The 25,132-nt window shown below is 68.6% G+C and carries 25 protein-coding genes; 6 read left to right on the forward strand and 19 right to left on the reverse strand.

Translation table 11 applies throughout. The features are described 5' to 3' along the window. Positions 1 to 55: 55 nt before the first annotated feature. Positions 56 to 1,575: recombinase family protein (locus tag ASC99_RS42045; RefSeq protein WP_369825079.1), on the forward strand; the 1,520-nt coding region annotated here is incomplete at its 3' end. Positions 1,576 to 1,992: 417 nt separating this feature from the next. Here the strand turns inward: ASC99_RS42045 and ASC99_RS07090 are convergent. The 3 genes from ASC99_RS07090 to ASC99_RS36935 form a co-directional block, all read right to left on the reverse strand. After that, positions 1,993 to 2,271, reverse strand: a complete 279-nt coding sequence (locus ASC99_RS07090; RefSeq protein ID WP_057229516.1) for a hypothetical protein — start codon at positions 2,269 to 2,271, stop codon at positions 1,993 to 1,995. Positions 2,272 to 2,435: 164 nt separating this feature from the next. Beyond that, positions 2,436 to 2,735, reverse strand: coding sequence for a hypothetical protein (locus ASC99_RS07095; RefSeq protein ID WP_057229518.1), 300 nt, complete (start codon positions 2,733 to 2,735; stop codon positions 2,436 to 2,438). Further along, positions 2,716 to 3,837 (reverse strand): GNAT family N-acetyltransferase, encoded by a 1,122-nt coding sequence (locus ASC99_RS36935; protein WP_057229520.1) that lies wholly within the window; start codon positions 3,835 to 3,837, stop codon positions 2,716 to 2,718. The genes ASC99_RS07095 and ASC99_RS36935 overlap by 20 nt, the downstream gene beginning before the upstream one ends. Before the next feature lie 177 nt (positions 3,838 to 4,014). Here ASC99_RS36935 and ASC99_RS07105 point away from each other — a divergent pair, with 177 nt between their 5' ends. The 3 genes from ASC99_RS07105 (at position 4,015) to ASC99_RS38295 (ending at position 7,145) form a co-directional block, all read left to right on the forward strand. After that, positions 4,015 to 4,512 (forward strand): GntR family transcriptional regulator, encoded by a 498-nt coding sequence (locus tag ASC99_RS07105; protein ID WP_057229522.1) that lies wholly within the window; start codon positions 4,015 to 4,017, stop codon positions 4,510 to 4,512. A gap of 198 nt (positions 4,513 to 4,710) precedes the next feature. Then, the gene (locus ASC99_RS40120; protein ID WP_063857009.1) at positions 4,711 to 6,273 is read left to right on the forward strand and encodes an AAA family ATPase; all 1,563 of its coding nucleotides are present in this window, start codon (positions 4,711 to 4,713) and stop codon (positions 6,271 to 6,273) included. Positions 6,274 to 6,470: 197 nt separating this feature from the next. After that, positions 6,471 to 7,145: an HNH endonuclease gene (locus ASC99_RS38295; RefSeq protein ID WP_157531406.1), complete on the forward strand. Its 675-nt coding sequence runs from the start codon at positions 6,471 to 6,473 to the stop codon at positions 7,143 to 7,145. Between the two features lie 63 nt (positions 7,146 to 7,208). On the opposite strand, the gene ASC99_RS07115 is transcribed toward ASC99_RS38295, so the two are convergent. The 4 genes from ASC99_RS07115 to ASC99_RS07130 all read right to left on the reverse strand — a co-directional run bounded on the left by ASC99_RS07115 (position 7,209) and on the right by ASC99_RS07130 (position 10,518). After that, on the reverse strand, positions 7,209 to 7,664 hold the full coding sequence (locus ASC99_RS07115; RefSeq protein WP_057229526.1) for a hypothetical protein: 456 nt from the start codon (positions 7,662 to 7,664) through the stop codon (positions 7,209 to 7,211). A gap of 402 nt (positions 7,665 to 8,066) precedes the next feature. After that, entirely contained in the window at positions 8,067 to 8,384 is a 318-nt protein-coding gene (locus ASC99_RS07120) for a hypothetical protein (protein ID WP_057229528.1), read from the reverse strand. A gap of 462 nt (positions 8,385 to 8,846) precedes the next feature. After that, a complete protein-coding gene (locus tag ASC99_RS07125) occupies positions 8,847 to 9,356 on the reverse strand; it encodes a hypothetical protein (RefSeq protein WP_057229529.1) in 510 nt (169 codons plus the stop codon). Between the two features lie 247 nt (positions 9,357 to 9,603). Then, positions 9,604 to 10,518: a DUF6192 family protein gene (locus ASC99_RS07130; protein ID WP_157531407.1), complete on the reverse strand. Its 915-nt coding sequence runs from the start codon at positions 10,516 to 10,518 to the stop codon at positions 9,604 to 9,606. A 272-nt stretch (positions 10,519 to 10,790) separates the two neighbouring features. On the opposite strand from ASC99_RS07130, the gene ASC99_RS07135 reads away from it, so the two are divergent. Beyond that, positions 10,791 to 11,642: a hypothetical protein gene (locus tag ASC99_RS07135; RefSeq protein WP_057229827.1), complete on the forward strand. Its 852-nt coding sequence runs from the start codon at positions 10,791 to 10,793 to the stop codon at positions 11,640 to 11,642. 198 nt (positions 11,643 to 11,840) lie between these two features. Continuing rightward, positions 11,841 to 12,359, forward strand: a complete 519-nt coding sequence (locus ASC99_RS38300; protein ID WP_057229533.1) for a hypothetical protein — start codon at positions 11,841 to 11,843, stop codon at positions 12,357 to 12,359. A gap of 7 nt (positions 12,360 to 12,366) precedes the next feature. Here the strand turns inward: ASC99_RS38300 and ASC99_RS07145 are convergent, their stop codons facing one another. The 12 genes from ASC99_RS07145 to ASC99_RS40125 form a co-directional block, all read right to left on the reverse strand. After that, positions 12,367 to 14,031, reverse strand: coding sequence for a hypothetical protein (locus ASC99_RS07145; RefSeq protein WP_057229535.1), 1,665 nt, complete (start codon positions 14,029 to 14,031; stop codon positions 12,367 to 12,369). 126 nt (positions 14,032 to 14,157) lie between these two features. Then, positions 14,158 to 15,015 (reverse strand): endonuclease/exonuclease/phosphatase family protein, encoded by an 858-nt coding sequence (locus ASC99_RS07150; protein WP_057229537.1) that lies wholly within the window; start codon positions 15,013 to 15,015, stop codon positions 14,158 to 14,160. 86 nt (positions 15,016 to 15,101) lie between these two features. After that, positions 15,102 to 17,084: an ABC transporter ATP-binding protein gene (locus tag ASC99_RS07155; RefSeq protein ID WP_235502985.1), complete on the reverse strand. Its 1,983-nt coding sequence runs from the start codon at positions 17,082 to 17,084 to the stop codon at positions 15,102 to 15,104. Between the two features lie 165 nt (positions 17,085 to 17,249). Continuing rightward, entirely contained in the window at positions 17,250 to 18,137 is an 888-nt protein-coding gene (locus tag ASC99_RS07160; protein ID WP_162257857.1) for an aminoglycoside phosphotransferase family protein, read from the reverse strand. Further along, positions 18,134 to 18,895 (reverse strand): PIG-L deacetylase family protein, encoded by a 762-nt coding sequence (locus ASC99_RS07165; protein WP_057229543.1) that lies wholly within the window; start codon positions 18,893 to 18,895, stop codon positions 18,134 to 18,136. The genes ASC99_RS07160 and ASC99_RS07165 overlap by 4 nt, the downstream gene beginning before the upstream one ends. Then, positions 18,888 to 19,379 (reverse strand): GNAT family N-acetyltransferase, encoded by a 492-nt coding sequence (locus ASC99_RS07170; RefSeq protein ID WP_057229545.1) that lies wholly within the window; start codon positions 19,377 to 19,379, stop codon positions 18,888 to 18,890. The genes ASC99_RS07165 and ASC99_RS07170 overlap by 8 nt, the downstream gene beginning before the upstream one ends. Positions 19,380 to 19,482: 103 nt before the next feature. Then, positions 19,483 to 19,974: an NUDIX domain-containing protein gene (locus ASC99_RS07175; RefSeq protein ID WP_057229547.1), complete on the reverse strand. Its 492-nt coding sequence runs from the start codon at positions 19,972 to 19,974 to the stop codon at positions 19,483 to 19,485. 56 nt (positions 19,975 to 20,030) lie between these two features. Beyond that, the gene (locus tag ASC99_RS07180) at positions 20,031 to 20,894 is read right to left on the reverse strand and encodes a bifunctional 2-polyprenyl-6-hydroxyphenol methylase/3-demethylubiquinol 3-O-methyltransferase UbiG (RefSeq protein WP_057229549.1); all 864 of its coding nucleotides are present in this window, start codon (positions 20,892 to 20,894) and stop codon (positions 20,031 to 20,033) included. Continuing rightward, entirely contained in the window at positions 20,891 to 21,382 is a 492-nt protein-coding gene (locus ASC99_RS07185; protein ID WP_057229551.1) for an NUDIX domain-containing protein, read from the reverse strand. Before ASC99_RS07185 ends, ASC99_RS07180 begins: the two co-directional genes overlap by 4 nt. Positions 21,383 to 21,624: 242 nt before the next feature. Further along, complete coding sequence (locus tag ASC99_RS07190; RefSeq protein ID WP_157531408.1) at positions 21,625 to 22,569, reverse strand: protein-L-isoaspartate O-methyltransferase; 945 nt, start codon at positions 22,567 to 22,569, stop codon at positions 21,625 to 21,627. Between the two features lie 275 nt (positions 22,570 to 22,844). Further along, positions 22,845 to 23,006, reverse strand: coding sequence for a hypothetical protein (locus tag ASC99_RS38305; RefSeq protein WP_157531409.1), 162 nt, complete (start codon positions 23,004 to 23,006; stop codon positions 22,845 to 22,847). Then, complete coding sequence (locus ASC99_RS40125) at positions 23,006 to 24,604, reverse strand: NUDIX domain-containing protein (protein ID WP_057229556.1); 1,599 nt, start codon at positions 24,602 to 24,604, stop codon at positions 23,006 to 23,008. The genes ASC99_RS38305 and ASC99_RS40125 overlap by 1 nt, the downstream gene beginning before the upstream one ends. Positions 24,605 to 25,132 lie beyond the last annotated feature (528 nt).

The raw sequence follows: 25,132 nt of genomic DNA on the forward strand, positions 1-25,132 counted from the left end.
GTCAGACGTCCATCTCCAGGGTGCGGACGCGTGCCACCGAACGGAGAGTGGAGAGATGGCGCGCAAGGCACCCGGTCAGGTCCGTTACCTAGATCTTCTCCTGCGGAAGTCGCAGGTCGTCCGCAGCACTCCGACACGGGACATCCTGTCCCTCAAGGCCCAGGAGACGAAAGGCCGGGCGTGGGGCAGGGCAAACGGATACGAGATCCGTCACATCTTCCGCGAGAACCTGAGCGCCTACAAAACAGGGATCAAGCGTCCCGAGTTCGATGCGGCAGTACTCGCACTGCTCGATGGCGAGTCGGACTGCCTGTGGGTCTACGACTCCTCTCGGTACAGCCGCAAGGGCGCGGGGGACGTACTCAAGATCTTGGACTCCCCCGGCAAGCGTCTCTACTTTGATCTGGACCGCCTGGACACCGAGGTCCCCGCCGACCGCTCTCGGATCGTCGGAAAGGCCGAAGAGGCCCGCGAGTACAGCCGGATCTTGTCGGAGAAGGTACGGGACACCAAAGCCGAGGACCGCGACGCCGGCAAGTGGCTCGGTACTGTGCCGTACGGATTGAAAGCGACCAAGAAGCGAAAGCTAAAGGGCAGTAAGAGCTGGCACATTATTGAGCGCATCCACGAGGAGGCCGCCCAGGGCCGATCCCAACGGCAGATCACCCTGGGACTAACCGCAGACGGCTACACCGCACCCTGGGGCGGACCTTGGCGGGTGAGCAGCGTCGGCAAGATCTTGCGAAACCCCGTATATCTCGGATGGCAGACCATTAGCGTCAAGGGGACACCCCAGATCTACCTGAATAGCAAGGGCAAGCCGATCCGGGTCTTCGCCAAGGGCTTCGAAGGGATTTCCAAGGCGACTTGGGACAAGCACCGCCGCATCGCCGCAGGATTCGAGCGGGCCGAAGGATTCGGGGCCAGGCATGACGAATACCCGCAGCCCGAGCAACATCCCGTCGCTGGCATGACGTGGTGCGTGGGGGGTGGCTTCGATAGCAAGATGGGCCATCGTGCAAATTCCGTCAGTCACTCTTTTCGCTGCTCCAACATCATCGCTGGTATTCCTTGCGAAGCACCCGCCTACGTTCAGCGTGGCGGAGTTTTGCGGGTCGTACTGGCCGAATGGAAGAAAAGACTGGCTGCGAAGGATCCCGGAGATCCCACCATGCTTGCTGTCGCTGAACGCTGGGTCGAGTTGTCACACCCTGAGGAGAGCCAGGCCGAAGCGGCGGCACGAGGCCAAATCAAGGTTGCAGAGGAAGCCGTCGAACGCCTTGATCGACTCAATGCAGGCGGGGCATACCCGGGCCGGGATGGAGAATCAACCTTCCTCAYGCACCGCAGAATCGCTGTTGAGGACGTTGAATCGGCGCGCAGAGAATGGGAGAACATCGCACAGCCGCTCGGCGACATCTCAGTCCTCACAGACCCAGAGCGGTGTACCAAACTGTGGGATACATCAGGGGACACCTACCGGGGCCAGCTCCTGCGCCTGGCCATCGACAAGGTGTTCCTTCGCCAGGCCGACTACAGCGGTCAGCACATTACGTCTGAGCGTGTCGTAATCGANTACCGGGGCCAGCTCCTGCGCCTGGCCATCGACAAGGTGTTCCTTCGCCAGGCCGACTACAGCGGTCAGCACATTACGTCTGAGCGTGTCGTAATCGAATGGGCCAAGCCCCGAGGGTGGAAGCCCCCAGAGAAAGTCGGGCAAGGCAGCCGGGTCCTAAAATAACGAAAAGGCCCCAGGTCAGCACTGTGCGAGCAGTGCTGACCTGGGGCCGTCGTGTTGGGTCAGGGGGTGCGGGTGGGGTTCACCAGCCGACGGATCAATGCTGGTGACGAGATCGAGAGCCACATGGCCTGGAAGGGGGCGACCGTTCGGGTGTCTGTCCGGGGGCGCGATGCTCGGTCTCGATCACGATGATGTGCTCCCCCCTGGGGTGCGGGCATCCTGGTGGATCACCGCGTGCATCACGGGGAGAGTCACTGCGGGCCGCCCTGGAGGAAGTAATTTGCCATGGCGATGCGGGCGGCGACCCCGCCCGCTCGGCGGGCTTCGGCTGCGGCGTCGTCACGGACCCGGGTGAAGTCGCTCGGCGCCAGCGCGTACAGGCCGTCGATCACCCGCTCCGCGCCGGCTACTGCGGCGCCCTGCGCCGGGCCGGGGCTACGGCGGGGCATCGGCTGCACCGAACGGGTCCGCCACCGCGCGTCCAGCAGCTGGGGACCATTGCTGCGCACCGAGTTGACGGCTGTGGACACCGCCCGCCTCTACCGGATACCCGCGGACTGCTGTGCGACGAGGCGGTCACCCTCATCGAGCGCACCGTCGGCCCAGAGGCCGAGCAGCTGGTAGTACCAGGGCGGTACGCCCGGGCCGCCCTTGAACGCGGAGCACCGTCGCCGCGCTGGCACCCTACTCGCGGTTAGGTCTCCAGCAGTGGCGGGACGGGCAGCGGAAGGTGACCGCCGGTGAGCGCCGAGAGGTCATCGAGCCGGTCGAGCAGGCCAGGTAGGCATCCGGAGGGATTGCGGGGCCAGTCGGCGATCAGCGATCGGATCTGCCCCGAGAGCGCAAGGTGATGGAGGTCGAGGGCGTCGAAGTGTTCACCGATGTCCTCAGTCTGGTCGACGCTGTCGGTGATCTGGCCGACGACGTGGCCGGCCGCCAGGTCGTGGAGCGCACAGTAGAGAGCCCAGGCCGTCTCAGCTGGTGTGGGTGGCATCGTCCCTCGATCCGGCGCTCACGTGGTGGTGGGCGTGCAGGATCGCGGCGACGCTGCCCGCCTCGGTGATCTGCCCGGCCAGCACTCGGGCCAGGGCATCGCCCAGCGGGACGCGCTGCATGGTCATGCCCACCTCGGTGGTGTCCCGGCGCATGACACCGGCCCCGATCCCGGTGGCCAGGAGCAGGGTTGTGGTGGCGGCGGTGCAGGACGGGAGCGGATGGATCACCCCGAGGTGCTCCCAGCGCGCTGCCCGCAGACCGGTCTCCTCCTCCAACTCCCGTGCTGCCGCGTGGACCAGGTCCTCGCCGGGCTCGACGCCGCCGCCAGGCAGGTGGAGCATCCGGCGGTCCGGCAGATAGAACTCGTCCTCGACGAGCACGATGCTGCCACTGTCATCGAGGGCGACGACCCGCACGGCGTCCGCCACGGCGATGTGCTCGTATCGGTCCGGGGCGTGCGGCCCAGCCACGGTGTCGGACAGCAGCCGGATGTGCGGGCCGTCGTGCAGAACCTGACGGTTGACGGTGCGCCACCTGCCTGGACGGTCGGCGCCGGTTCGGGCGGGCGGGTCGTACAGGTAGAGGACTTGCTCGGCTCCGTATTCGGTGAAGCGGGCGCTCTCGAAGAGGCCGAGGCGCCGAAGCAGGTGACGGGAACGGGAGTTGGCGGCCTGGGTGACAGCGCCGACCTGGTGCTCGGCGGGCAACACGGAGGCCACCCAGGACAGAACCTCGGCGACGGCCTCCCGCGCGAATCCGTACCCCTGCTGCTCCGGAAGGAAGGCGTACGAGATCTCCGACCGGCCGTCGGCGCGGTGGTCGGGATCGACGGTGACTCGGCCGACCACCTCGCCAGCGGCCAGGGTGACGGTGAAGTGCCCGGTCTTGCCGACCTCGTTGGTGAGGCACTGCTCGATCCGGTCCTCGGGGACGGGCCCACCGAGGAACTCGCGCACGGCGACGTCGGTCAGCAATCGGCGCAGCATCGGCAGGTCGCCGGCTTCTACGGGCCGCAGCCGAAGCCGTTCGGTGGTCAGCTTCACCGGCCAGTGCGCGGTGGGCTGTTGATGCTGCGGGTCAGGGCCCGCGGTGGGTGTCATCGTGCGCGCTCCCTCTCGTGTGCCCCCGGCGGCAGCTACAGGGTCCTGTCCATGATGGTGCGCCCAGGGACCGCGGCGCAGGCAGTGGGCAAGGCTGGCGCTACCTGACGGTCTGCTGCACGTCACGGCGAGGTGGGCGTTACGGTGGCCCGAAAGCCCACGGACGAAGGAGAGCCGATGCCGCGCGGCCAGCAGTCCGCCCACACTGCCGTTACCGAGGCGCTGCGGACCCGGGTCACCTCCGGCGAGTGGTGCCCGGGCACCCGCCTGCCCTCCCGCACCGTTCTCGCCGCAGAGTATGGGGTCGGCGAGGCGGTGGTGCAGCGCGCACAGGAGGCGCTGATCCGCGACGGCCTGCTGGAAGGCCGGGTCGGGTCCGGCACCTACGTGCCCGAGCCCCGCCCCCGCTTGCAGCTCCACCTCGACCCCGACGCTCCGTTCGGGGTCCGCCCGGGGTCCGCCGGGCAGTGGTCGGTGCTGTGCCGCCGGCCTGGCCCCGTCACCATGGCCTACTTCGTGCAGGACAGGCCGATCCTCCTCGCCCGCCCCGGCACCCCGGACACCGCCGAACCGGGCAGCCCTCGTCTACGCGCGGCTACCGTCAGCGCCGATGAGGCCCAGGTTCTCGGGCTGCTGCGCGACGATTCCTTGTCAAGTCAGTATGTTCACGGCTAGGGCCGACAGCTGAGGTGGTGGAGCGTCGACTTAGGGAACCTGCCACTGAACAGCCGGATGCCGTGTGAAAGCGGAGGAACTGGTGCCGGATCAGCCGCGGTGGCGCCGATCTGGATAGTTGGCCCGGGGTGTGCTGTGCTGGCGGGCACGCGGCAGCCATTCCTGCAGCCGCTGTCTGCGACAGAGACCTGGAGAGCCATGAAGTTTGAGGTTCTAGCTGAGCGCCGCTTCCCGCTGGATAACGGTCCTCGATGCCTCTTCCTCGTGCCGGATGGCTGGAACGACTACAGCTTCGTCACAATGTATGACCTGTGGTTCCGCGATGGGCTTGGGAATACCAAGCCGCTGGGGCAGGTAAAAGTTGGCCGACGAGGCTTGGATATTCATCAGCGCCCGATCGAGCCTGGTTCCTTCGAGGCAATTGACCAGGAATGTTTTTCCTTGGGTCAAGATGATTCCTACTATGAGGCGATCCGAGATCTAGGGGACAGTAGTCGCATTTCTATCCTCAAGGGTCTTCGTGACATCGCATTCGCTCCCGAGATCTTCGATGCAGTCTTCGGCGAGGAGGTGACTCAGACCTCCCTGCTTCGCGCGGTTGAGCGGCCAACTGTAGAAAACCAATTCAGGAGGATTGCTGGGGGCGGAGCAACCTTGACGGACTATGAGTTTCGATATACGCCGCCGCCGCCGTTCGAAGACGAAGCTAGCGAGCGCCCCAGCAAAGCCCTCGACTTTACCGTTAAGGTCGGCGCAACTCCGCCGACAAACCTGCACGTGTTGATCGGCCGCAACGGGTCTGGGAAGACCACCATCCTGAGGAATATCGCTTATTCGACTATCCATTCCCCGGGGCCGACGACGTGGGGATCAGCCGAGATGATTGATTCTCCCGCATTGATCTTCACCAATTGCATCACTGTCTCATTCAGTGCTTTCGATACCTTCGACTTGCCCCTGGATGAAGAAGCTCGCGATGACCTTATCGGTCGCGCTTTCATCGGGTTGCATCGATTGAATGGCCGCGCGGTCGAAGGGCCGAGGAACCTTGGCGCGCAACTATCGGATGATTTCTGTAAAAGCATTACACGGGTTGTAGGATTCGGCAGAGCGATGCGGTGGCTCCGTGCTGTGCGGCTACTGCAGAGCGATCCGCACTTTGAGCGTATCCGGGCCGATTCTCTTCTCGATCCTGGGTCTGCGCGTATCGAGTTTTACAGCGAGGAGGCGCTGGAGAACCTGCGCGAGGATTCTGCCGCCCTCTTTTCACAGCTGAGTGCAGGTCACAAGATTGTCCTTCTCACGCTGACCCGTCTTGTCGAGACTGTAGCCGAAGGGTCCATCGTTCTGCTTGATGAGCCCGAGACGCACCTCCACCCGCCGCTCTTGGCGGCGTTCATTCGTTCCCTATCAGACCTGCTAATTGACCGCAATGGCGTGGCGATCATTGCGACACACTCGCCGGTGGTACTTCAGGAGGTGCCCCAGCGGTGCGTATGGAAAATCACCGGCTGGGACGATTTTCGCGCTCCCGAGCGGCCTGAGATCGAGACCTTTGGAGAGAATGTAGGGGTGCTAACGCACGAGGTATTTGGCCTAGAGGTGATGGAATCCGGGTTCCATCATGAGCTGCGGCGAGCTGTCGAGCAGTTCGGCACCTACGAGGCAGTACTGGCGCACTTCGGTGGGCAGCTGGGGGGTGAGGCCAAGGGCCTTGTCCGTGTGCTTTTGGCCACGGCGTCCCGTATGAGGCGGCCCTGATGTGGCCGCTTGACCCTCCTGCCGTTACGGCCGATGACTGCTATACGGCATGTGCAGGCAGCATTCGGGATAAGTCCGCGAAGAACGGGCAGCCGGCAAGGGCATACCGCACCCTATTGGCTACTGCCGCCGCCGGAATCAGCGCGGCCTCGCAACGTTTTGAAGCGGCGGCCTGTGAAGGCTCTCTGCCTGGACTCATGGCAGAGGACTTCAAAGTGACGGGGTTCGATGATGCTGAGGCATACACGGTCATCTACGGGCAAGGGATGGTCCAGAACAGGGCCGGGCGCGATATTTACGATATGCTGATGGCTGCGCCAGCCTATAGACGTTGCCCCTTCTGTGGACATGGAATCGTCCGACAGTTGGACCATTACTTGCCAAAGGCGAGCTATCCGGCGCTATGTGTGACGCCCCTGAATCTGATCCCAGTCTGCAAGGACTGCAATGAAATCAAGAAAAGCTTTGTTGCGACTTCCATCGAGTCGCTCCTAATTCACCCATATTATGACCGAATCGACGATGTTCGGTGGCTGAATGCCAGAGTCCAGCATGCGACGGAGCCAACGCTCGAGTTTTTTGTCGAGCCTCCTGGGACTTGGGATCAGATTATCACTGAGAGGGTGGAGCATCATTTCGAACGATTCGAGTTGGGGAGAGTTTTCGGCACTCAAGCAAACAGGCTAGTGAGCGACATCCTCTATGGGGTCAAGAATTTGCTCTGGGCTGCTGGTTCAGATGCTGTGCATGCCTATCTACTCGGTGAGGCAGAAACGCGCTTCGAATCGCGGATCAACGGCTGGGAGGGGGTGACCTTCGCTGCCCTCGCAGGGGATGATTGGTTCTGCGAGGGAGGGTTTACGAGGATTTAAGTGGCGGCTTCTCTGGAAATTAGCCATGCCGTTGAGATCCTTCGAGGCAGTCTCATGGGCAACTCAACGGCGTTCAGGCGGAGTTGCCGATGACTCCCCGGTGGAAGTCCTGAGGGGAATCACGTTCCCCGCAGCCCTAGATTTCGATCGAAATGGGTTCCGCTCTGCGGTGGCGGCAAGGACGGCTGCGGCGAGAATGGTCTGCTCGTTGCTCCATCGGGCTTCTGCTTCGCCAGCGCGTGCGTCTTTGAGGGATTGCCGGAGCTTGGCGTTCTCCATGCGCAGTCGCCTTTCGCTTTCCGGCATTTGCCGGGTCTCGGTGCGGACGCGCTCATTGAAGAGTTCGCGGAGGTCGGAGTGGCGCTTGTAGAGCGCCATGCGGTGGACGTCCGCCTCGGCGGCCAGGCCTTCGACGGTGAGGCTGCCGCTGGAGCTGGTCGGGGAGCTGGCCAGGAGACGGTCGATGGCGGCTGTGATTCGTTCGCGTTCGGCGGCGTGAGCGGCCTGGTCGGGGTTCATCCGAGGATCTCCTGGGCGGTTCGGGCGGTGGCGTGGTGGGTGTCGGCGACGGTGCGCCACTTCGCCGCGGCGGCGTGCAAGGCATCGGCCATCGGTCCGGGGACGTGGGGGTGTCTTCGGCGACTTGTTTCGCGGAAGGCTCAGCCTGTGCCGAAGTGCGCCCAGGTGCTCCCTCGGTCTGATGCTGTGCCAGGTAGGCCAGGTGCTTGCGGTAGAACTTCTCGCAGATCCCCTCGTACCAGGTGAGCATGGAGCCGGCTGCGATGACGTCTTCGAGCGGGGCCAAGCCGTAACCGCACACCTTGCAGATGACGATGCTGCCGTCCGGACCAATGTCGGTGGGCTGGCGCTGGTAGCAGTACTTGCAGTACCAGACCTCCGGGACCAGCTTGCGCCGGGTCATCACCCGCCCCTCCCGTCAGTGCCGCGCGGCCCCTCGCGCCGCAGCGGCCGATCCGGTCGTACGGCGGCAGTCAGTTCTCGGTCACGGGCAGCGGCTCGCGCATAGTCGGCCAGGTCATAGGGGCTGAAACCGATCGCGAATGCGAACTGCTGCAAGTCGTCATCAGTCCCGGCCGCTCTCGGACCGATCAGGTCGAGGACCAGTTCGCCGAGCCTGCGCTCCTCCGTATGCATCCTGGTCACGAGCCGCCGCAGACGCCGGAAGTACTCCTCCCGGGCGGCCGGGTCGAGATCCAGGTATGCAGGGTGCCCATCCATCAGGACACCTCCTCCACACGCGATGGAATGCAATCGCTACCTTCAGCATCCCTCCCGCAGCAGCGAGCGCGAAGCCGCAGCCGCCCTCTGCCTGAGTACCGCAGCCAGCAGCGATGGGACCAGCAATCCCATCGGCATCCGAGTTCAGGACACCCCGGCAAATACGCTGCGGACCCGGGTCACGGGCGGCGAGTGGCTGCCCGGCGCCCGCCTCCCCTCCCTCGCCGCCGAGTACAGCGTCAGCGACGCGGTGGTGCAGCGCGCCCGTTCAACTACTGGGTGGAGCCGTACCCCGTCGAAGCCTGAGCGAAGGGGCGAGAGATTCCTCCTCGCCCCGACCACGATTGTCCGCAGGCGTTCGCATCGCCCGGACCGGCGGGGTCGGCCACCACAGTCCGGGCGGTGCAGCGGGCCGGGGTCAACCGAGCCCGGCCTCAAGTGCTGCTCCAGGGCGCCGGAGTGTCACGCCGTGGTTCCGTGCGGTTGCTTCGTGCTTTTTGCCCGGGGTTGGTCTGCCCGCTCCTCGTCTTCCAGGTGTTTGTAGATCTCCTCGGCGGTGTCGTAGGAGTAGCCTGCCTTCTCCATGGGGTCGAGGAGATCGAGGATTCCGTCGACCTGTGCGAAGGCGAGTTGGACCCTGTAGGTGCCAATCGCCTCAGGAGGAAGGTATTCCAGCAGACTCCTGCGGGCCCGCGCCAGCTTATGGTCTATCTCCTTGAAGATGTCACTCAGGTTGTAGAGAGACTTCTCCTGCTCGTTCCCGGCGAAGTAGTGGTCCCGGAACCGCGCGAAGCTCATCTCCTCATCTTTGCATTTGTAATCCTTGATCCACCTCTTTCCCAGGTTCCATTGCGCCTCGGTGAGATCCCCCTTTGCTTCCTCCATACTGGCGCCTTCCTCGCCGGTCGCCACAACCCGTTCCCAGATCTCCTCGCCTGTGTCGTGCGCCGCCCGACGGCGCGTCCTGGTCATGCCTGTCACCTACTCGTACTCGTCCCCGATTCAGGTATCTCGCCGAGCCGCTACCGTTCACCATCCTGGTGACGGGACGCCGGTCTAGGTCGGATCGCCCTTATCCAGGCTTTTCCGTCCGCGTACTCCTGGGTGGTGAGGTCGCCTCGGGCCTGTTCGGCCGTTGCTCCCTCTTCACCGGCGGCCTCGACTCTGGCCCATATCTCCTCGCCGGCTTCCTCTGGTGTCCGCCGCTGTAATCTCATGCTCATCCGCCTTCCAGCAGCCGTACGAGGTCTCGGTCCATGCCGGTGCGGCCCGTGGTGATCGCGGATTCGCACCAGTCCAGCACCGCGCGGCCCTTGGCCACGGCCTCCAGGACGGCGGCCTTCGTCTGCGGGGTGTAGTCCTGGGCGTGAATCTCGGGGATGGTCTTCTGGAGGGTGGCGAAGAAGCCAGCGAACCCCTGGAGCAGCACCACGATCTCGGCCTCCTGGCGAGGGCGCGACGCAACAGCACGGCTCTTCTTCTGCTGCTTCTCCGCCTTGCCCGGGGCGGAACCGGAGTCTTCCTCCTCTTCCTCGCCGTGCTCTACCGCGCGCCAGTGCTCGTACTCCGCCTTGCGCAGCTCATGCCGGGTCTTCGGATCCGCAACGACCTTGCGGGCCACGCCCTCGCGCTTCATCAGACGGCTGACCTCCGCCGCCGCGTCGTCGTCGTCCTTCAGCACTTTGTCGGCGCGCTCCAGCCGCTCGTCGCTGTCTGCCGCGTGCCGGGTCAGCTGCGTCATCTTCCGCCGGGCCGCGTCCACCGACCAACGGTGCTCGCCCGTCACCGGGTCCAGCGGGGGATTCTTGATGACCCGGAACCGCTGCGGATGAGAGGAGAGCGTGAAATGGACGGTGAACCCGACACCCGCGGCCCGCTTGGCCTCGGGCCAGCGAAGCGCCGTGGTGTAGTACCGCATCACGGTCTCTGACGCGAGCTGCATACGGTGGGCGGTGCTGTCGATGACGTCATCCAGTTCGACTTCGTCCGGATCACCGTCCTCGACGACAGCGACAATGCCGTCGCCCGCAAGGAATTGGTGGCCAGACAACGGCCCGGCGATCTTGACGAGGGACCGCATATGACGCTCCCACACCGCCTTCGTGTAGCCCGCCGGAAGGCTCATGACTGCCATCAGGTTCACCTTCTCCCACAGCGGGAGCCTTGACCTGCGAGCCATTCGACGTCCGGGGCATACGGTCCGCTGCGGTGATTGCGCCGTATAGAAGGAAGCATCCGAAGTAACAATCTCCACCAACAACGCTACCTCTGCCCTCGCCCGCGTGAACACCCCCTGTAACTGGCAGCCCGCCAGCCCCGCACTGACACGGTTCGGCTGGGAAGATCGTGCCCGCTGCCCAGCCCATTCCCAGGTACGCGGCGATGCTGGCTGCTACGGTCGCCGGCATGACGCTTACGGACGACCGTGTGGTGGACCTCCGGCGGGTGCCCGTCGACCACGTGCTGGACCGGGTGGAGCAGCGCCTCGGTACGGTGCTGGACCGGGCGGGCGTGGTGCGCAAGCGGCGCTCGGTCGGGGCCCGGAGCGACCGGGGCAGTTGGGTGCGGGTGGAGCGGCGGCCGTGGGAGCGGGCTCGCGCGCAGGGGTGGAACGGCATCGAGTCGGCAGCCGCCGTGATGGATGTCGCGATGCCGACCTGGTGGGGCTCGGTCGTGTGGCAGGACCCGGCCGATGGTGCGATCTGGCGGGCGGACGAGACCACGCTGCTGCCGGACTGCCCGGTCGGCACAGCGGTGGTCGCCACCGCCCCGGAGTTGTCCAGTTCGTGGTGGCGGGCGCTGAACTCCTCGCTGGACGCGCTCGCCGGACAGACCACGGTGCGGGTGGCGACACCCGACACCGAGCTGATCACCGAGCAGCTGGTGGACGCGACGATCCGGGCCGCCTTCCCGGAGGCGCCGAACGCGGTGGTGGAGCGGTGGGTGCCGGCGCACGCGGATCTGAACTGGGCGAACGTGACCGGGCCGGAGTTCTGCCTGTTCGACTGGGAGGACTGGGGGTTGGCTCCGCGCGGGCTGGACTCGGCCACCCTGTTGGCTGCCTCGCTGGCCGTCCCGGACCTTGCCGACAGGGTGCGGCACGAGCGCCGGGCGGATCTGGAGAGCCGGGACGGCAAGGTGATGCGGCTGTTCGTGCTGGCGAAGATCGCCGGGCCGCACGCGCATCCGGACGATCCCCGGGTGGGTCCGGCCCGGCGCGAGGCCGATCAGTTGGTGCGTGAGCTTCACCCGGCCTGACCGTCACCGCCGTTGTGCTAGCCGCGCAGGAGCGTGCGGCAGCGGTCCACTACTGGGGCCACTGCGCAGCCTTCGCCCGACACCAGCGGTCCGCTCGCGCCAACTCGACCGGTGCTCGGTGTGCGGTTGTTTTCAGGACAGTGGGCGGTTCGAGTGGCTACGGTGGCCGGACGTTGAGTTGGAATCGAAAGGCACGGTATGGGCCCCACAGATGCGCCGGACTACCTCAGCCCCCAGGCTCGGTGGGAGCAGGCCGCTGCGTGGGCGACCCAGCTCGTCGGCTGGTACCACGACAAGCGCCAGCCGGTCGTCACGGATGGCCGCCACGTCACAACGTTGGTGGCGTGCGGCCTCTACCAGCAGGTACTGGCACACGACTTGCCGGCCGACCAGCTCGGCGGTGTCCGGCTGGACCTCGCCGCCCGCGACCTGCCGTCCATGCCGGCAGCCGTGCTCGCCTCCACCGGGGCCGTGGAGGGCAACGGCGCAGACGAGCGGCGTGAGCTGACCGCCTGGCTGAGCCCGCAGGCTGATCCGGCGGACAAGGCCCGGGCCCGAGCCGCCGCCACGCTGGCCCGGGAGATCTTCGACGCGCACCGGGCGAAGTGCCCGGACCCGGCCACCCCGCTGCTCGGTGACCGGGCGGACAAGCTGATCGCCCGGCAGAACAAGCAGATGCTGCGGCAGATGACCGAGGTGTTCGGCACCGAGGACTGACCGCCGGTCAGACGGGCGTGCCCGGCATCCACAGGACGATCTCGGGATGTCCGCTCGGCTGGGGCGGCCACACCACCGGCGCACCGTTCGCTGCGGCTTGGCTCACGTCGAGGAAGACCGCGTCCGGGGAGGCCACGGCGGTGAGCCGTTCGGTGAAGTTGCCCAGCAGGTCGGCGTGCTGACGGTACTCCTCCTCCGTGGCATCCGGTAGCGCCTCCTTACCCGCCCGGCGGTCGGCATCGTCGTAGTACGCCATGGTGGCCTTGAGGGCGTGAACGAGGGTGCCAGGGGCCAGGAACAGGCTCATGTGGGTCAGGGCCCTGAAGTCCGGCAGCAGGTCACCGCTGTCGTCGACGATCGCAATCTTCCCCGTCGGGCTGGCGCCGTCGGCATCCAGGTGGGCGAGCAGCAAGTGCGCCTCTGCGCCCGGCTGGGGGAAGAGCATCCCGATGCCGGGGACCGGCAGCGTCCCGGGCAGATCGACGGGCATCGGGTCGTCGGCGGTGTGCGGCGCCGTGCGGTGGTCGGGCAGCACGACGTGGCGGCCGCCACTGCGCCACGCGCCGACCGCCGCGATCCGCACCGCGTCGTGGACTGCCTGGTCCTCTGTCGCCCCGAACTGCCGATTCAGGATGTGCGCGACGACGTGGCTCGGCACCCAGCACCAGGACGGCCACCGGCCGAACTCACGGACGCGCTCCTCCTCCAGGAAGGTGAACACGCCCGGGTAGACCTGGCTGATGCTCCGCTCCAGGCGGTGAGTGCGCGTCGCGGCGTCCCGGTAGAGACCGGCCATGTAGGCCCGCTCGGCATCGAGAACTGGGTCGAGGGCCGGGTCGAACGGGCCGAACGGTACCGACCTGGGGGGCGAGCCCTGTTCGTCCAAACCACCGCTGATCCCGTCGAACTGCTCCTCGCACCAAGCCTGTTGGGCTGCGACCCGGCCCAGGATGCTGCGGTGGACAGCCTCCACCGAGGCCCCGTGGGTGACGTTGACCGCGCGGTTCTTCGCCTTCTGCTGGGCCAGCAGACGACCAATGGTGGGCGTCGCCCGCTCTTCCCGCACCTCCAAGTCGCCGCTGCTGAGCGCGTACCAGGCGGCGACGATCGTGCGCAGCGGCAGCGCGGAGTACTCCAGGTGGGCGGGTAGTTCGCCGTTCAGCAGCCGGGAGTCGATGACCGGCATGAACGGCAGGTGCAGGTCGAACTCCGGTGTGATCGGGAGGTCTGCGCTGGGGCCGGCGGCCCACCAGGTGAGGTGAACGCCCGGGGCGAAACCTTCCAGGGCGGGGCCCCAGGTCGCCGCGATCACCACACCATTGCTCAGGTCGTGCAGCGGGACCTGGCTGGTGAGGATGCCGGCCGCCGACGGGAGGACCGCCTCGGTGAACGGCAGGACCAGGGACCGCTGCTCGGCGACGGCGCGGGCCGCGGCCACCACCGTCTCGTCGAGGCCGAAGGCCGAACCGGCGGTGAGCCGCCGCTCCTCGGCCGCCAGAATCCGCTGCAGCCGCTGCGGTGCGGGCAGGGTGTCCCAGGCTGCCGGTGCGACCCACCGCTGCCCGCCGTCTTGCTCGATCGCGGACCACAGGGACAGGCCCCGGGGTGAGCGCAGGAACGAGATGGTGGCGGATCGCAAGGCAGCGGCGATGTCAGCGTGAGCCTGGGGCATGACGGGACCCTAACCCACCCATGAGGCCACCGGACGAGGTTAGGAGTTGATCACACCGATCGGGGATGTCCACCTGCTGCCGAGTGGCGGCCACAGCGCCTTCCCCGGGCTACCCGGGATGCCGTGTCACCGGTACTCCCAGACGTTCGTGGTGTCGGCGAGAGCGGGGTCGATCTGGACCAGCAGACCCTTGTGGTCGCTCGGCATGTCGAGGGTGCGGTAGGAGACGATGGCCGGGGCGAGGGGGCCGCTCACCCAGCACTGGTCGATCCGGTCGTCTGTTCCGGTGCGGGCCAGCAGCGCGGGGTCGCCGGTCTTCTCGTACAGGTGCCAGGCGGCATCGACGAAGCCGGTCTGCATCATCTTCAGGCCGATGCGCCGGTCCGGAACAGGTGCGCTGCCGACCTGGGAGGCGTCCGCCGGGAGCATGGTGCGGGCAGCCAAGTTGTACGGCCTCATGGCGGAGAAGTCAGCCGAAGGCCCTTGCGCGGGCGGGTAGTTGAGGTCACCGGCGACGATCCCGTACGGGCCGTAGCGCATCGCGCGGGTGGCGATGTACTTGGCTTCGGCGAGGGCGATCTCGGCGCTGTGCGGGTCGAGGTGGGCGGAGATGACCGCCAGGGGCGTGGGCAGGCCAACGTCGAAGGTGGCGACGCCGAACCCGTGGGTGACCTTGTGGGCGAAGTCGGGGTTCCAGTTCAGCCAGCGCCCGACGGTCTCCTTGCGGTAGAGCAGGGCGGGGCCGTAGCCCGAGGAGCTGGGCGGCAGCGGCGGGGCGTCCATGTCGAGGTCGTGCATCGCCTGGGCGAGATGCTTGTGTCCCCAGCGTCCCCAGTCGACTGCCTCCTGGAACAGCACGAGGTCGGGCTGCTCCGGCAGTGCCCGGATCGCCTCGGCGACAGCGGGCCAGCGGTAGTCGGGGTTGCCGTTGCCGTCGTAGAGGGCGCCGTGGCCCAAATTCTGGACCAGCAGGGTGAGTCGCATGTCTGCTCTCGATTCTTCTCAATGGGCGGATGCTCTCCGCCGCCTTTGGTTGGGTGCCGTTCGGGGTGTGCCGGGTGGCTGCTGGTTCAGGGGGTTGCGGCTTCGTGCTCGCCCTGGGGGCGTCGTTGTCCCGGGAGGGGGGTGGTCTCGTATTGGGAGGCCTGGAGCAGGTAGTCGTGGCGGTAGCGGGTGGTGGGCTGTTGGGCCATCAGCTCGGCGTGGGTTCCCTGTTCGATGAGCCGGCCGTGGTCGAGGACGTAGATGCGGTCGGCCTTGGCGGTGGCGGCCAGGCGGTGGGTGATCAGGACGACGGTGGCGCCGAGTTCGGTGAGCTGCCGGATGCGCTCAAATGCGGCCACTTCGGTCTGGGCGTCCATCGCGGAGGTCGGCTCGTCGACGATGACCAGGTGTGGCAGCCTCCCGTCGGGGCCGGTGGTGGTGGAGCGCAGGTGGGTGCGGGTGAGGGCGGTCTTCTGCCACTGCCCGCCGGAGAGCTGGACGCCGCCCTCGAAGCCCTTCGCGACGAGGGTGTCCCAGCCGTTCTTCAACTCGCCGATCACCGGGTGCAGGTCGGCGTAGTCGGCGGAGGCGTCCAACTGGCCTTCGGTAAGGGGCTGTTCGGGGCGGCCGAGTCGGACGTTGGTGCCCAGGGTGAAGGGCCAGCGTTGGAAGTCCTGGGCCAGCAGTGTGACGGAGGCGAACAGCTGGTCGCGGTCGCCCTCGGCGATACTGACCTCGTCCCAAAGGATCTTCCCGCCGTCCGGCTGGTAGACGCCGGACAGAAGCTTGACGAGCGTGGACTTGCCGGAGCCGTTCGCGCCGACCAGTGCGGTGACCTCACCCTGGCGGATCGTCAGGGTGACATTCTCCAGCGCCGGGGTGTCGCGGCCGTCGTAGGTGTAGGTGACGTTCTCGACGGTGATCACCTCGGGGCGTTCGGGCAGCGGAACACCGCCGGTGGGGATGGCCCGCTTCTCGCCCTCCCTCTGCAACTCGGCGAGGTCACGGACGAACAGGCCCTCCTCGTAGAGGTCGTTGATCTGGGTGACGATGTTGCCGATGCTGGCGGTGCCGGTGCGGATAGCGACGATGGCGGTGGCGGCGACCGCCAGGTCCATCCCACCGGTTGAGAGCAGTAGGCCGAGCAGGCCGTACGCGGCGGTGAACCCGAGGCCGGCCAGTGTGGAGCCCAGCAGGTCGGTGCGGGCCTTCGCGCCGGCGAGACGGGCCTGCTCCCGTTCGGCGGAGCGGGCCATCTCCACGAAGTGGTGCAGCAGGAACGGCCCGGAGTTGTGGACCCGCAGCTCGGCGGCCGAGTGCGGGCGCATCAGCACGTCCGCGAGCACGCCGGATGCCCGGGAGTGCTGCAACCACGCCTTGGTGGAGGCGTAGCGGGCGCGGGCCACCCGCACCGCCGACCAGCCCCTCGGGGCGGTGATCAGTACCAGCATCGGCAGCAGCGCGGGATGAAGGACCGTCAGGATGCTTCCGGCGGAAGCCAGGCCGAGCAGCGCGGTCAGCAGGAAGGTGGCCTGGCCGACCAGACGCTGGATGGACATCGCGCCGAACCGGGCGGAGTCGACGATCTTCAGGAACTCGGGGTCCTCGACCGCTGCCAGCTCGGCGCGGCTGACCACCTGCAGGTAGGAGGCGGTGGCGATCCCGAAGACCTTCGGCTCCAGGCGTCCGGCGGCCCAGGACGACACCGTCCCCAACGCGGTGGCCATGCCGGTGGCGCAGGCGACGGTGGCGATGGCGGGCGCGGCGGTGCGCAGCCGATCGGTGACGTCGCCGTCGGCCAGCAGGCCGGTCAGCACCCAGTTGGTGGCCAGCAGCGCGAGCGCGCCGGCCACCGCGCGCAGCACCTCCGCCACCACCAGGGCCACCAGTGCCCGGCGGTCAGCCTGGACTGTCATCCGCACGGCCAGGCGCAGGAAGCCGGGCAGGTCGCGGGCGACGGCGAGGAAGGTGACGTCGGCGCCGGCCATCTCGTGCCGGGCCCAGCCCCAGTCATAGCGCATCCGGCCGCCGAACAGCAGCAGCTCACTCGCCGACGGCTCATCAGGCACGGGAACGTTCCCGGTCCGTCGCAGCTTCACGCCCCACCTCCCACCGGGCGGTCGGTGACTGGCCCAGGGGTGCGGCTCATCTGGTCTCGGGTCAAGGGGGTACTCAAGTCTGGGCTCTCCTCATTGATGGCGATAGTCGGCGCCGAGCGGTGCGCGCGGGCTGGTTCAGGTGAAGCGGCGAAGCTGGGCGAGCATCGTGTGGCCGTAGCGGTGGATCTCGGCGTCACGGTGACGGGCTGCCCAGGCGAGGGCGGAGGGGCAGTCGAGTGCCGCGTACGCCCGGGCGGCGACCTGCTCCTCCTCGCTCATCTGGCGGCCGTAGCCATCGAAGAACGCCTGCCGCAGCTCGGGGCGTTCGGGGGTGAGCTGGAAGAGCAGGCGCATCAGGTCGTGCCGGGCCCCCTCGCTGACGCCGGTGCGCTCGAAGTCGATCAGCCCCAAGCGGAGTACGCCGCCGTCGAGTTGGACGATCCAGTTGCGGGGCCCAAAGCCGCCATGGCACACCGCGGGCGGCAGACGGGGCGGCTCGAACTCCATCGCGTCCGCCAGCAGCTCCACGTCCTCCGCGGGCAGCCGCAGTTCCCGGGCGGTGGCCAGGGCCTCGGCGCGCTGCTCGGCCCACGGCTGCCGCTCCGGCACCGGGTCGGGCGGCAGCGGCTGGGAGTGCAGCTGTGCGGCCAGGTGACCGGCCTGCCGGTACGCCTCGGCTTCCAGTTCCGGCTCGAGCCGGAAGTGGCGCAGCGGCGTTCCGGGCAGGGCGGTGGTGACGATCAGCCGGGCGCTCTCGTCGTGGCCGAGCAGCTGTGGCGCCCGCCCGGGGCCGAGCGTGGTCAGCAGGTTGGTGTAGGCGGTCACCTCGCGGGCGAACGGCAGCTGCTCGCGGTAGGTCTTGCCGAACACCCGTCGGCCGTACCGGTCTTGGAGTTCCCAGACGACCGGCTCGCCGGTGCGGCCGGAGTAGTGGGTGCCGAGCACCGTGCAGGGTCCGATGGCGGCGTGGTGCAGGAGCCGCTCCAGCGCGGCGGGCACGCCGCCAGGACGAGGGTCGCTCATCGCATGGCCTCCGTGTCCGCCGCCGCTGGGCGCAGGTCGTGGCGTACGTACCATTCGGTGCCGACCAGCCGCTCGCGGTCGGTGGCGGACAACGCGGCGAGACGGCCCGGCAGGGCGCCACGCCGGACCTCACTGCTGTGGGCGAAGATCGCGGCGAGCTTCTGTGCCAGCCACGGCCTGACGTCCAGGGCCGTGTCGACCACGTGGTCCGGGACGCTGAACATCGTCCGCCCTGGTTTCATCAGCTCCTGCCCCAACTCCCGGGCGGCGGAGGCCGGGTGAGTTGCTGCCCAGAGGAAGCTCGGCTGCCACGGGGATCCGGCGTCGGGGTAGAGCAGTTCGAGGCCGGCGGCGTGGGCCGCGAGCATGGTGAGCCGGTGGGTGTGTCGGTGGTCGGGGTGGCCGGTCAGCCCGCCGTACGCGTCGTGCGTGACCACCAGTTGCGGGCGGAACTCGCGAAGATGCCCGACCAGGCGGCCCACCGCCTCGTCGAGCGGTGCGTCGAGCAGCCGCGCGCAGCCCGGGGCCGATTCCGGGACGCGGGCATCGGCGTAGCCGAGCATCCTCGGCTGTCCGGCCCCGAGGACCTTCAGTGCCTCGGCCAACTCCGCGGCACGGCCGGTGCCGAGGCCCCAGGTGGCTGTGACCACGGCGGTGCGGGCACCGACCGCCGCGTGCCGGGCGAGGAGCCCGCCTGCGGACAGGGACTCGTCGTCCGGGTGGGCGAACACCCCCAGCACACTCTCGGCCTCACGCACTGGGCACCGCCGGTGCTGTCAGCGGCTGGCGCAGCGTCAAGTAGTGCGGGGCTGGGGTGAAACCGAGCTTGTCGTACAGCGGTCGTCCCTCGTCGGTGGCGGACAGCTCCACCGAGGAACAGCCGGCCTCCTGGAGGGCGGTGATCAGGGAGCGGGTGACGGCTTCACCCATGCCCTTGCGGCGATGCTTCGGGTCGGTCACCACGGTGTGGACCCTGCCCCACAGGCCACCGGGGTAGAAGGGGCCCTCGTAGCCGCGGTAGATGATGCCGATCGCGCAGGCCGCCAAGCGGCTGTCTTCGGCGTCGGCGACGAACGCCAACAGGGTGGGGTCGGCGCCCAGTCGCTCGCGCATGTCGGCCTGGAACGTGGTGCGCCACTGCTCGGTGGCGGGCTCGCCGGTGAGGACTTCGACGCGCAAGCGCAGCAGTTCCTCGGCGTCCTCGGGCAGGGCCGGGCGGGGCCGGGCAGGGGTATTGGTCACTGGTAGTCCTTCCAGACGGCTGCCGGATGGCGGGAGGCGGCGGTCGGGCTGCGGGGGCGAGGCGGTCAGGCCGCGGTCGTGCGGGCTGCAACCCGCCTGGGGGTCACGATTGGAGGTACGCGGTGCCGCCGTCGCGCAGGGCGGCGTGGGCGGCGCGCAGATTGCGGGCGTTGTACGGCTCCATCACGTCGGCCGTGCACGCCTCGTCGAGGTCCCACCAGCGCCAGCCCAGCAACTCCCGCTCGGGCGTACGGATTCGCTCCTCCGCGCCGGGGGCGAGGGTGGCGTGGAAGGTGAACACGTTGCAGGGGTAGGCCGACGGGTTCGCGGCGGCACCGGGGAACAGCTCCGCTTTGGTGGTCATCCAGTTGTAGACGAGCAGACGGCCGACGGTGACCGGGACGCCGAGTTCTTCCGAGAGCTCGCGGGCGCAGGTCGCAGCCGGGGGCTCGTCCCACTCGGCCTTGCCGCCGGGCACGACCCAGGTGCGGGAGCGGCCGTGGTGGACGAGCAGCACGTCGGTGTCGCCGCGGGTGATCAGTCCGCCGGCGGCGGTCGAGAACACCGCACGCCCGGGTCGCTCGGTGTCGGACATGTCACTCCATTGGTCGGGGCCGCCCCGGGTGCTGCGGGCGGCATGCACGGCGGCGGTCAGGGGCGCAGAAGCAGGCAGAGCAGGGAGCCGAGCGGGTACTCGGTCACCTCGCTCCAGCCGGTGCGCAGTTGCTGGAGGGCGGTGTGGTCGAGGCCGATGTGGTGGCGGCCGTCGGCCTGCCGCTCGGCGAGCGGGGTGGTCACCGCGATCAGCCCGTCCGGGGTGAGCCGGCGGCGGGCGGCGGCGAGGACAGCCTGCTGGTCGAGGAACGCCAGCGCGAGGCGGAAGGCGACGACGTCGAAGCCGTGGGCAGGCAGCTCGTCCAGGGCACGGTTGGCGTCGAGTTCGCGGAAGACCGCTCCGGGCAGGTGGGCGCACCGTTCGCGGGCGGCAGTGATCGCCGTCGGGGCGAAGTCGACGCCGGTGACGGTGGCGCCCCGCTCGCCGAGGGCTGAGGTCAACTCGCCGGTGCCGCAGCAAACGTCAAGCACCGTCAGCCCAGCGATCGGGCGGTGGAGGTGCTGGGCAAGCAGGTCAACCTCCTTGTCGGTGACCGTGCGGAAGCGGGCGCCATCGCGGAAGTCGGCATCCCACGGGTCCGGATCGCTCAAGTCCTCCATCGAGTCCCCTCTTCGTAGTCGGAGCGGCCCCGCGGCTGGCTGCGGCGCGGTCGGTGAAGACGTGGGTCCGGTCAGCGGGGGGAACGGCCAGCCGACCGCGTCCGCCCGGGTGAGCTCCTGGTGCACGCTGCCGTCGGGCTCGTAGCTGGTCCGGTACAGGAACACGGCGTCGCCACCGAGCCGGGCGACGCCCTCCTCGACCACCGGCGTCCCGTCGGCGACGGCGCGCAGCCGCTGGTCGAGGTCGACCAGGCCGGCTGCCGGAGCGGCCGGGCGCCGGTGCCTTCCGGTACCGATCACGCCTCCGCCTCGACCAACTGGTGGTGATCCGGGGTGTCGTCGAACCCGTACGTGGCGAACGCCGGACCGCCGGCCAGGTACGCCTCCAGCGCCGTCTTCGACGTCGGGAACATCGGGCCGGGAAGCGAGGTCGCCGGTGCCCAGCGGACCTCCAGGTGCTTGGTGGGTTCGGTGTTGACCAGCTCGCCGGTGAAGGCGGAGGCCGCGAACACGAACATCAGGAACCCGCCCTTGCCGTCCCAGCCCTCCTTCACCTGGACCGTGTGGACCAGGCGCAGGTCGGCGGGCGCGACGACGAGGCCGGTCTCCTCCAGCAACTCCCTCGCGGCGGCGATGTGGATCTCCTCGCCCGGGTCGACCTTCCCACCGGGGATCGTCCACGCCGGACCGGGGCTCCAGCTGCGCTGGGCGTAGTGGAGGGTGGCGATCCGGTCGGTGGCCAGGTCGTGGACGATGACACTGGCCGCGAACCTGTTCGTCTCGTGCATCAGCTGTTCTCCTTCTCAGTTCGTCGCTTCGTCGGTACCGGCGGCGGGCGCGCTCGACCGGTTGGTGGTGCGCCGGGATGTCAGCAGGACGGCCGCGAGGGTGCCGGCCGCGACGATCCGGCCGTCACCGCACATCGCCGCCTGCACAATGCGAGGTGGGCGGCCGGCGAGCCGGTGCCGCACCCCTGGTCGAGGACCCGCCGCTCGGTCGCGCCAGGTGCCGAAGCGGCCGTCAGTCCCAGTCAGCACACGCTCCGACCCCCGTCCCGGCCGGGTAGCTGCCAGGTCAGACCCGTCCCGCCGTCCACCACTTGGCGCTCGTCCCTAAAGTGCAGGTCGAACTCTGTCGGGGATCCGGCCGCCGACCAGCGGGTGTGGACCTGCTCGACCTCGGCCCACAGGTCACGCGGCCCCCACACCTCCGCGCGGGAACCGTCCGGGGCGATGTGGGCCCGGGAACCGTCCTCACCGACCAACACCACCGTCGAATCCGGGTCCGGATCGGTGGGCCAGTGACGGCGCACCCCCGGCAGCAGATGCGCGAGGACGACCCAGAACCCGCGAACGCGGAAGTCCGGCGGCACCAGCACCGAACTCCTCACCCTGGCCGCAACGGTGGGCCGCTCGGGTACGGGCAGCCACGGGACGCCGCGTGCCAGGACGTGCCCCCAGGTGTCGGCGCGCAGCCGCCCGCCGAGCGTGCCGTCGGGGCTGCGTTCTATGACGGCGGTGGCGTGCCAGCCGGGCGCGCCGGTGGAGATCGTGCAGGTCAGCACCCCGCCCACCGCGAGCCGGAGCAACCACGCCTGGGGGATGGCTGGGACGGCGAAGGAGCCGGCGACCCGATCCCACGGCCCGTCAGGAAGCCCCCGCAGCCCGTCACGGGCGACCATCCGCACCCCGATCCCGGCCTGGGCCGTGCGCACTGCCGCTTCCCTGGCCACGCCAGGGTCGATCTCGACGCCGGTGACCTGCCGGCGGGTGATCAGCGCGGCGGCCGCGCACAGGATGCCGGTGCACGCGCCGACCTCGACGAAGCGGTGCCCATCCTCCAGACGCAGGTCCTGCAACGTCACGGCCAGCAGACCCGCCCCAGAGCTCTGTGCGGACGGCCGGCCACGGTGAACGATGCCGCGTTGGGCAGCCACTGCGGGCAGACCATCGAGTTGGACGACGACCTGATCCATCGAGTACACCGCCGACAGCAAAGAGGCCGGGTCGTGCTCACCCCGTACCGCCCGCCACGAGGTGGCAGGCCGAAGCTCACCAACGGGGGTGAACGCCGCTTCGATCAGCCGGTGCCGTTCCACCGCCCCGAGAGCGGCAACGACCCTGTGATCACGGACACCGGGCTGCCCGCCCAGGTCCTCCACGAAGGCTCGTCGAGCCTGCTCCACGGCAAGGCCGTCCCACCAACGCCGGGCCGGCGGCAGGCCGGTGAGTGCCGTATCGGCCGGGCGCCTCACGCCTCGACCCCGTGAACGGTCATGGCGCCGCCGCCGCTGGTCCTCGCCGACGCGGGACCGGAGTTCCAACTGCGCTCGATGTAGGGAAGGGTGGCGAAACGGTCGGTGGCCGGATCGTGGACGATGTCGCTGACCGACAAGCTGCTCGTCTCGTGCATCAGCTGCTCTCCGTTTCTCGGTTGGTCGCTTCGTCGGTACCGGCGGCGGGCGCGCCCGACCAGGTGCGGCGGGCGGCCAGCAGGACGGCCGCGAGGGTCCCGGCCTCGGTGATCCGGCCGTCCCCGCACATCGCCACCGCCTCCTCCAGAGGCACCCAGCGCAGGGCCATGTCGGCCTCGCTCGCGTCCCGGTGGTGCTCGCCAACCGTCAGGCCCCGGGCGAGGTACAGGTGCTCGCGGGTACGCTCGCATCCGCCACCGGGGCACATCAGCAGCCGCTGACCGCAGACGTAGACGTTCTCCTCCACCAGAGCGATCCGGCCCCGGTCATCGAGAGCCACGACACGCACCCCGTCGACGGACTCGGTGTACTCGTACGTCCCCAGGCTCTGGTCGGAGCGCCGCACCGAGTCGCGGCGCACCACCACCCGCACGCCCGTGAACTCGACGGCCGACGACAGCGTGGTCCAGCCGTCGATCAAGCCGACTCCGGCCGCGTCGGAGCGTTCTGGGGCGTCCGGTGGCACGGTGCGGCGCAGCCCGGCCCCGGCGGGTTCCACCCTGCTCGGCCGCGCGCGGCCGACCTGGGCGGTGTGGTGGTCGTGGATGAGCCGGCGGGTGGAGTCGCGCAGCCGCAGCCGGTGCAGGTCCTCGGGGCGGAACCAGTGCAGCAGGACACCCTCGCGGAGGTCGGCCGCCTGCGGGTCGCCCTGCCACTGGGCGGTGAAGATCTGGATCGGCACGGCCAGGCCGTCCACGCCGGTCGTCCACTCGACGGTCAGCCGCTCCACCTCACCGAGGCGCAACCCCGGGGTCTCCTCGGAGAGTTCACGGCGAAGCGTCTCTTCCAGGCTGCCGTCGCCGGGTTCCGCGCCGCCTCCGAGCAGGCTGAACTCGCCCGGGGCCCAGATGTGGTCGAAGTCGTCGCGCAGGTGCAGGAGGTAGCGGCCGGCGCCGTCGTGGATCAGCACCGAGGCGTTCACCGGTTCCGGCTGCCCGTCCAGGTCCGCGGTGTGCAGCTTGGCGCGCAGCGACGGGGAGGAGACCTGCTCGACGGGGCGCCACTCGCAGCCGGTGACCTCCTCCGCCTGGAGCGCGGTGTCGGGTGTCGCCGGGTCGGCGAGGTAAAAGGCGAACCGGAAGTCGTAGTGCTGGTGGGCGCCTTCGCCCTTGTTGGGGTTCGGGTCGATGTCGTTCACGTCGATGTCGACGGGCCGGTCGAGGAACTGCGGGATCAAGCACAGCGCGCCGGGCGGAATGCCGGCCTCCTCGGCGACTTCCCGCAGCGCGGTGGTCAGCAGGCTGGTGTCGGCTTCCTCGCCGTGGCCGCCGGGGCAGAGCGTCAGCCCGGTGGCCCTGTGGTGGATGTGCAGGACCTGCCGGTCGCGGTTGATGACGACGGCGCTGCACGTGACGTGCGCGGGCACGGTCTTGCGGCTGGTCGGCTCCGGCGTGGTGGCCAGCATGGCAAGCAACGGTTCGAGTTTGGCGCGCTCGGCGGGGTGGTGGTCCAGGTAGGCGCGAGTGACGGCGGCGATGGCGTCGGTGGACGGCGGCAAGCGGGGCTCCTTCGGGACCAGGGTGGCGGGGATCGGCATGGCTGCCAGCGGGCGTGGCGAACCACAAGTGCTGCTGAATTCACGGTCGTTCATGATCGAGGCTGCCCGTACCGTCGATGCTGGCAGCACGCATCGGCGAGTCGGACGGCAGGCAGGCAGGCAGGCAGGCAGGCAGGCAGGGAATAGTCACCCGAAGGTGGCACTCCCGTTCGATATCGGCGTGAGTCCCTACGCTGGTCGACTGCGGCCACGGACGGCGCCGCGATCATCCGATGCGTGCCGCTGGGCCGACATCGAGCACAAGAGCGACTCACCCTCTTCGAGGCGACCAGCCGGGCGTGCCAGTGGCCTTCGGCGAAGGCGGTGTTGGCGCGCTGCCCGAGCAGCACCCGGCCGTTCTCGACCAGGACCAAGTGCACCCCGACGACCGACTCGTACGACACGGAACATCTCCTCGCGCAGGCAGTGAACTGGCACAACTTCCGGACGGAGCAGGACGGGCCGACCGTCGGCCACCGGCAGGCGGCCGGACCCCGTGCCCTCCGTCGGTGGCACCACCGTAGGCGG

The sequence above is a fragment of the Kitasatospora sp. Root107 genome (genome assembly GCF_001424875.1).
Taxonomy (GTDB): domain Bacteria; phylum Actinomycetota; class Actinomycetes; order Streptomycetales; family Streptomycetaceae; genus Kitasatospora.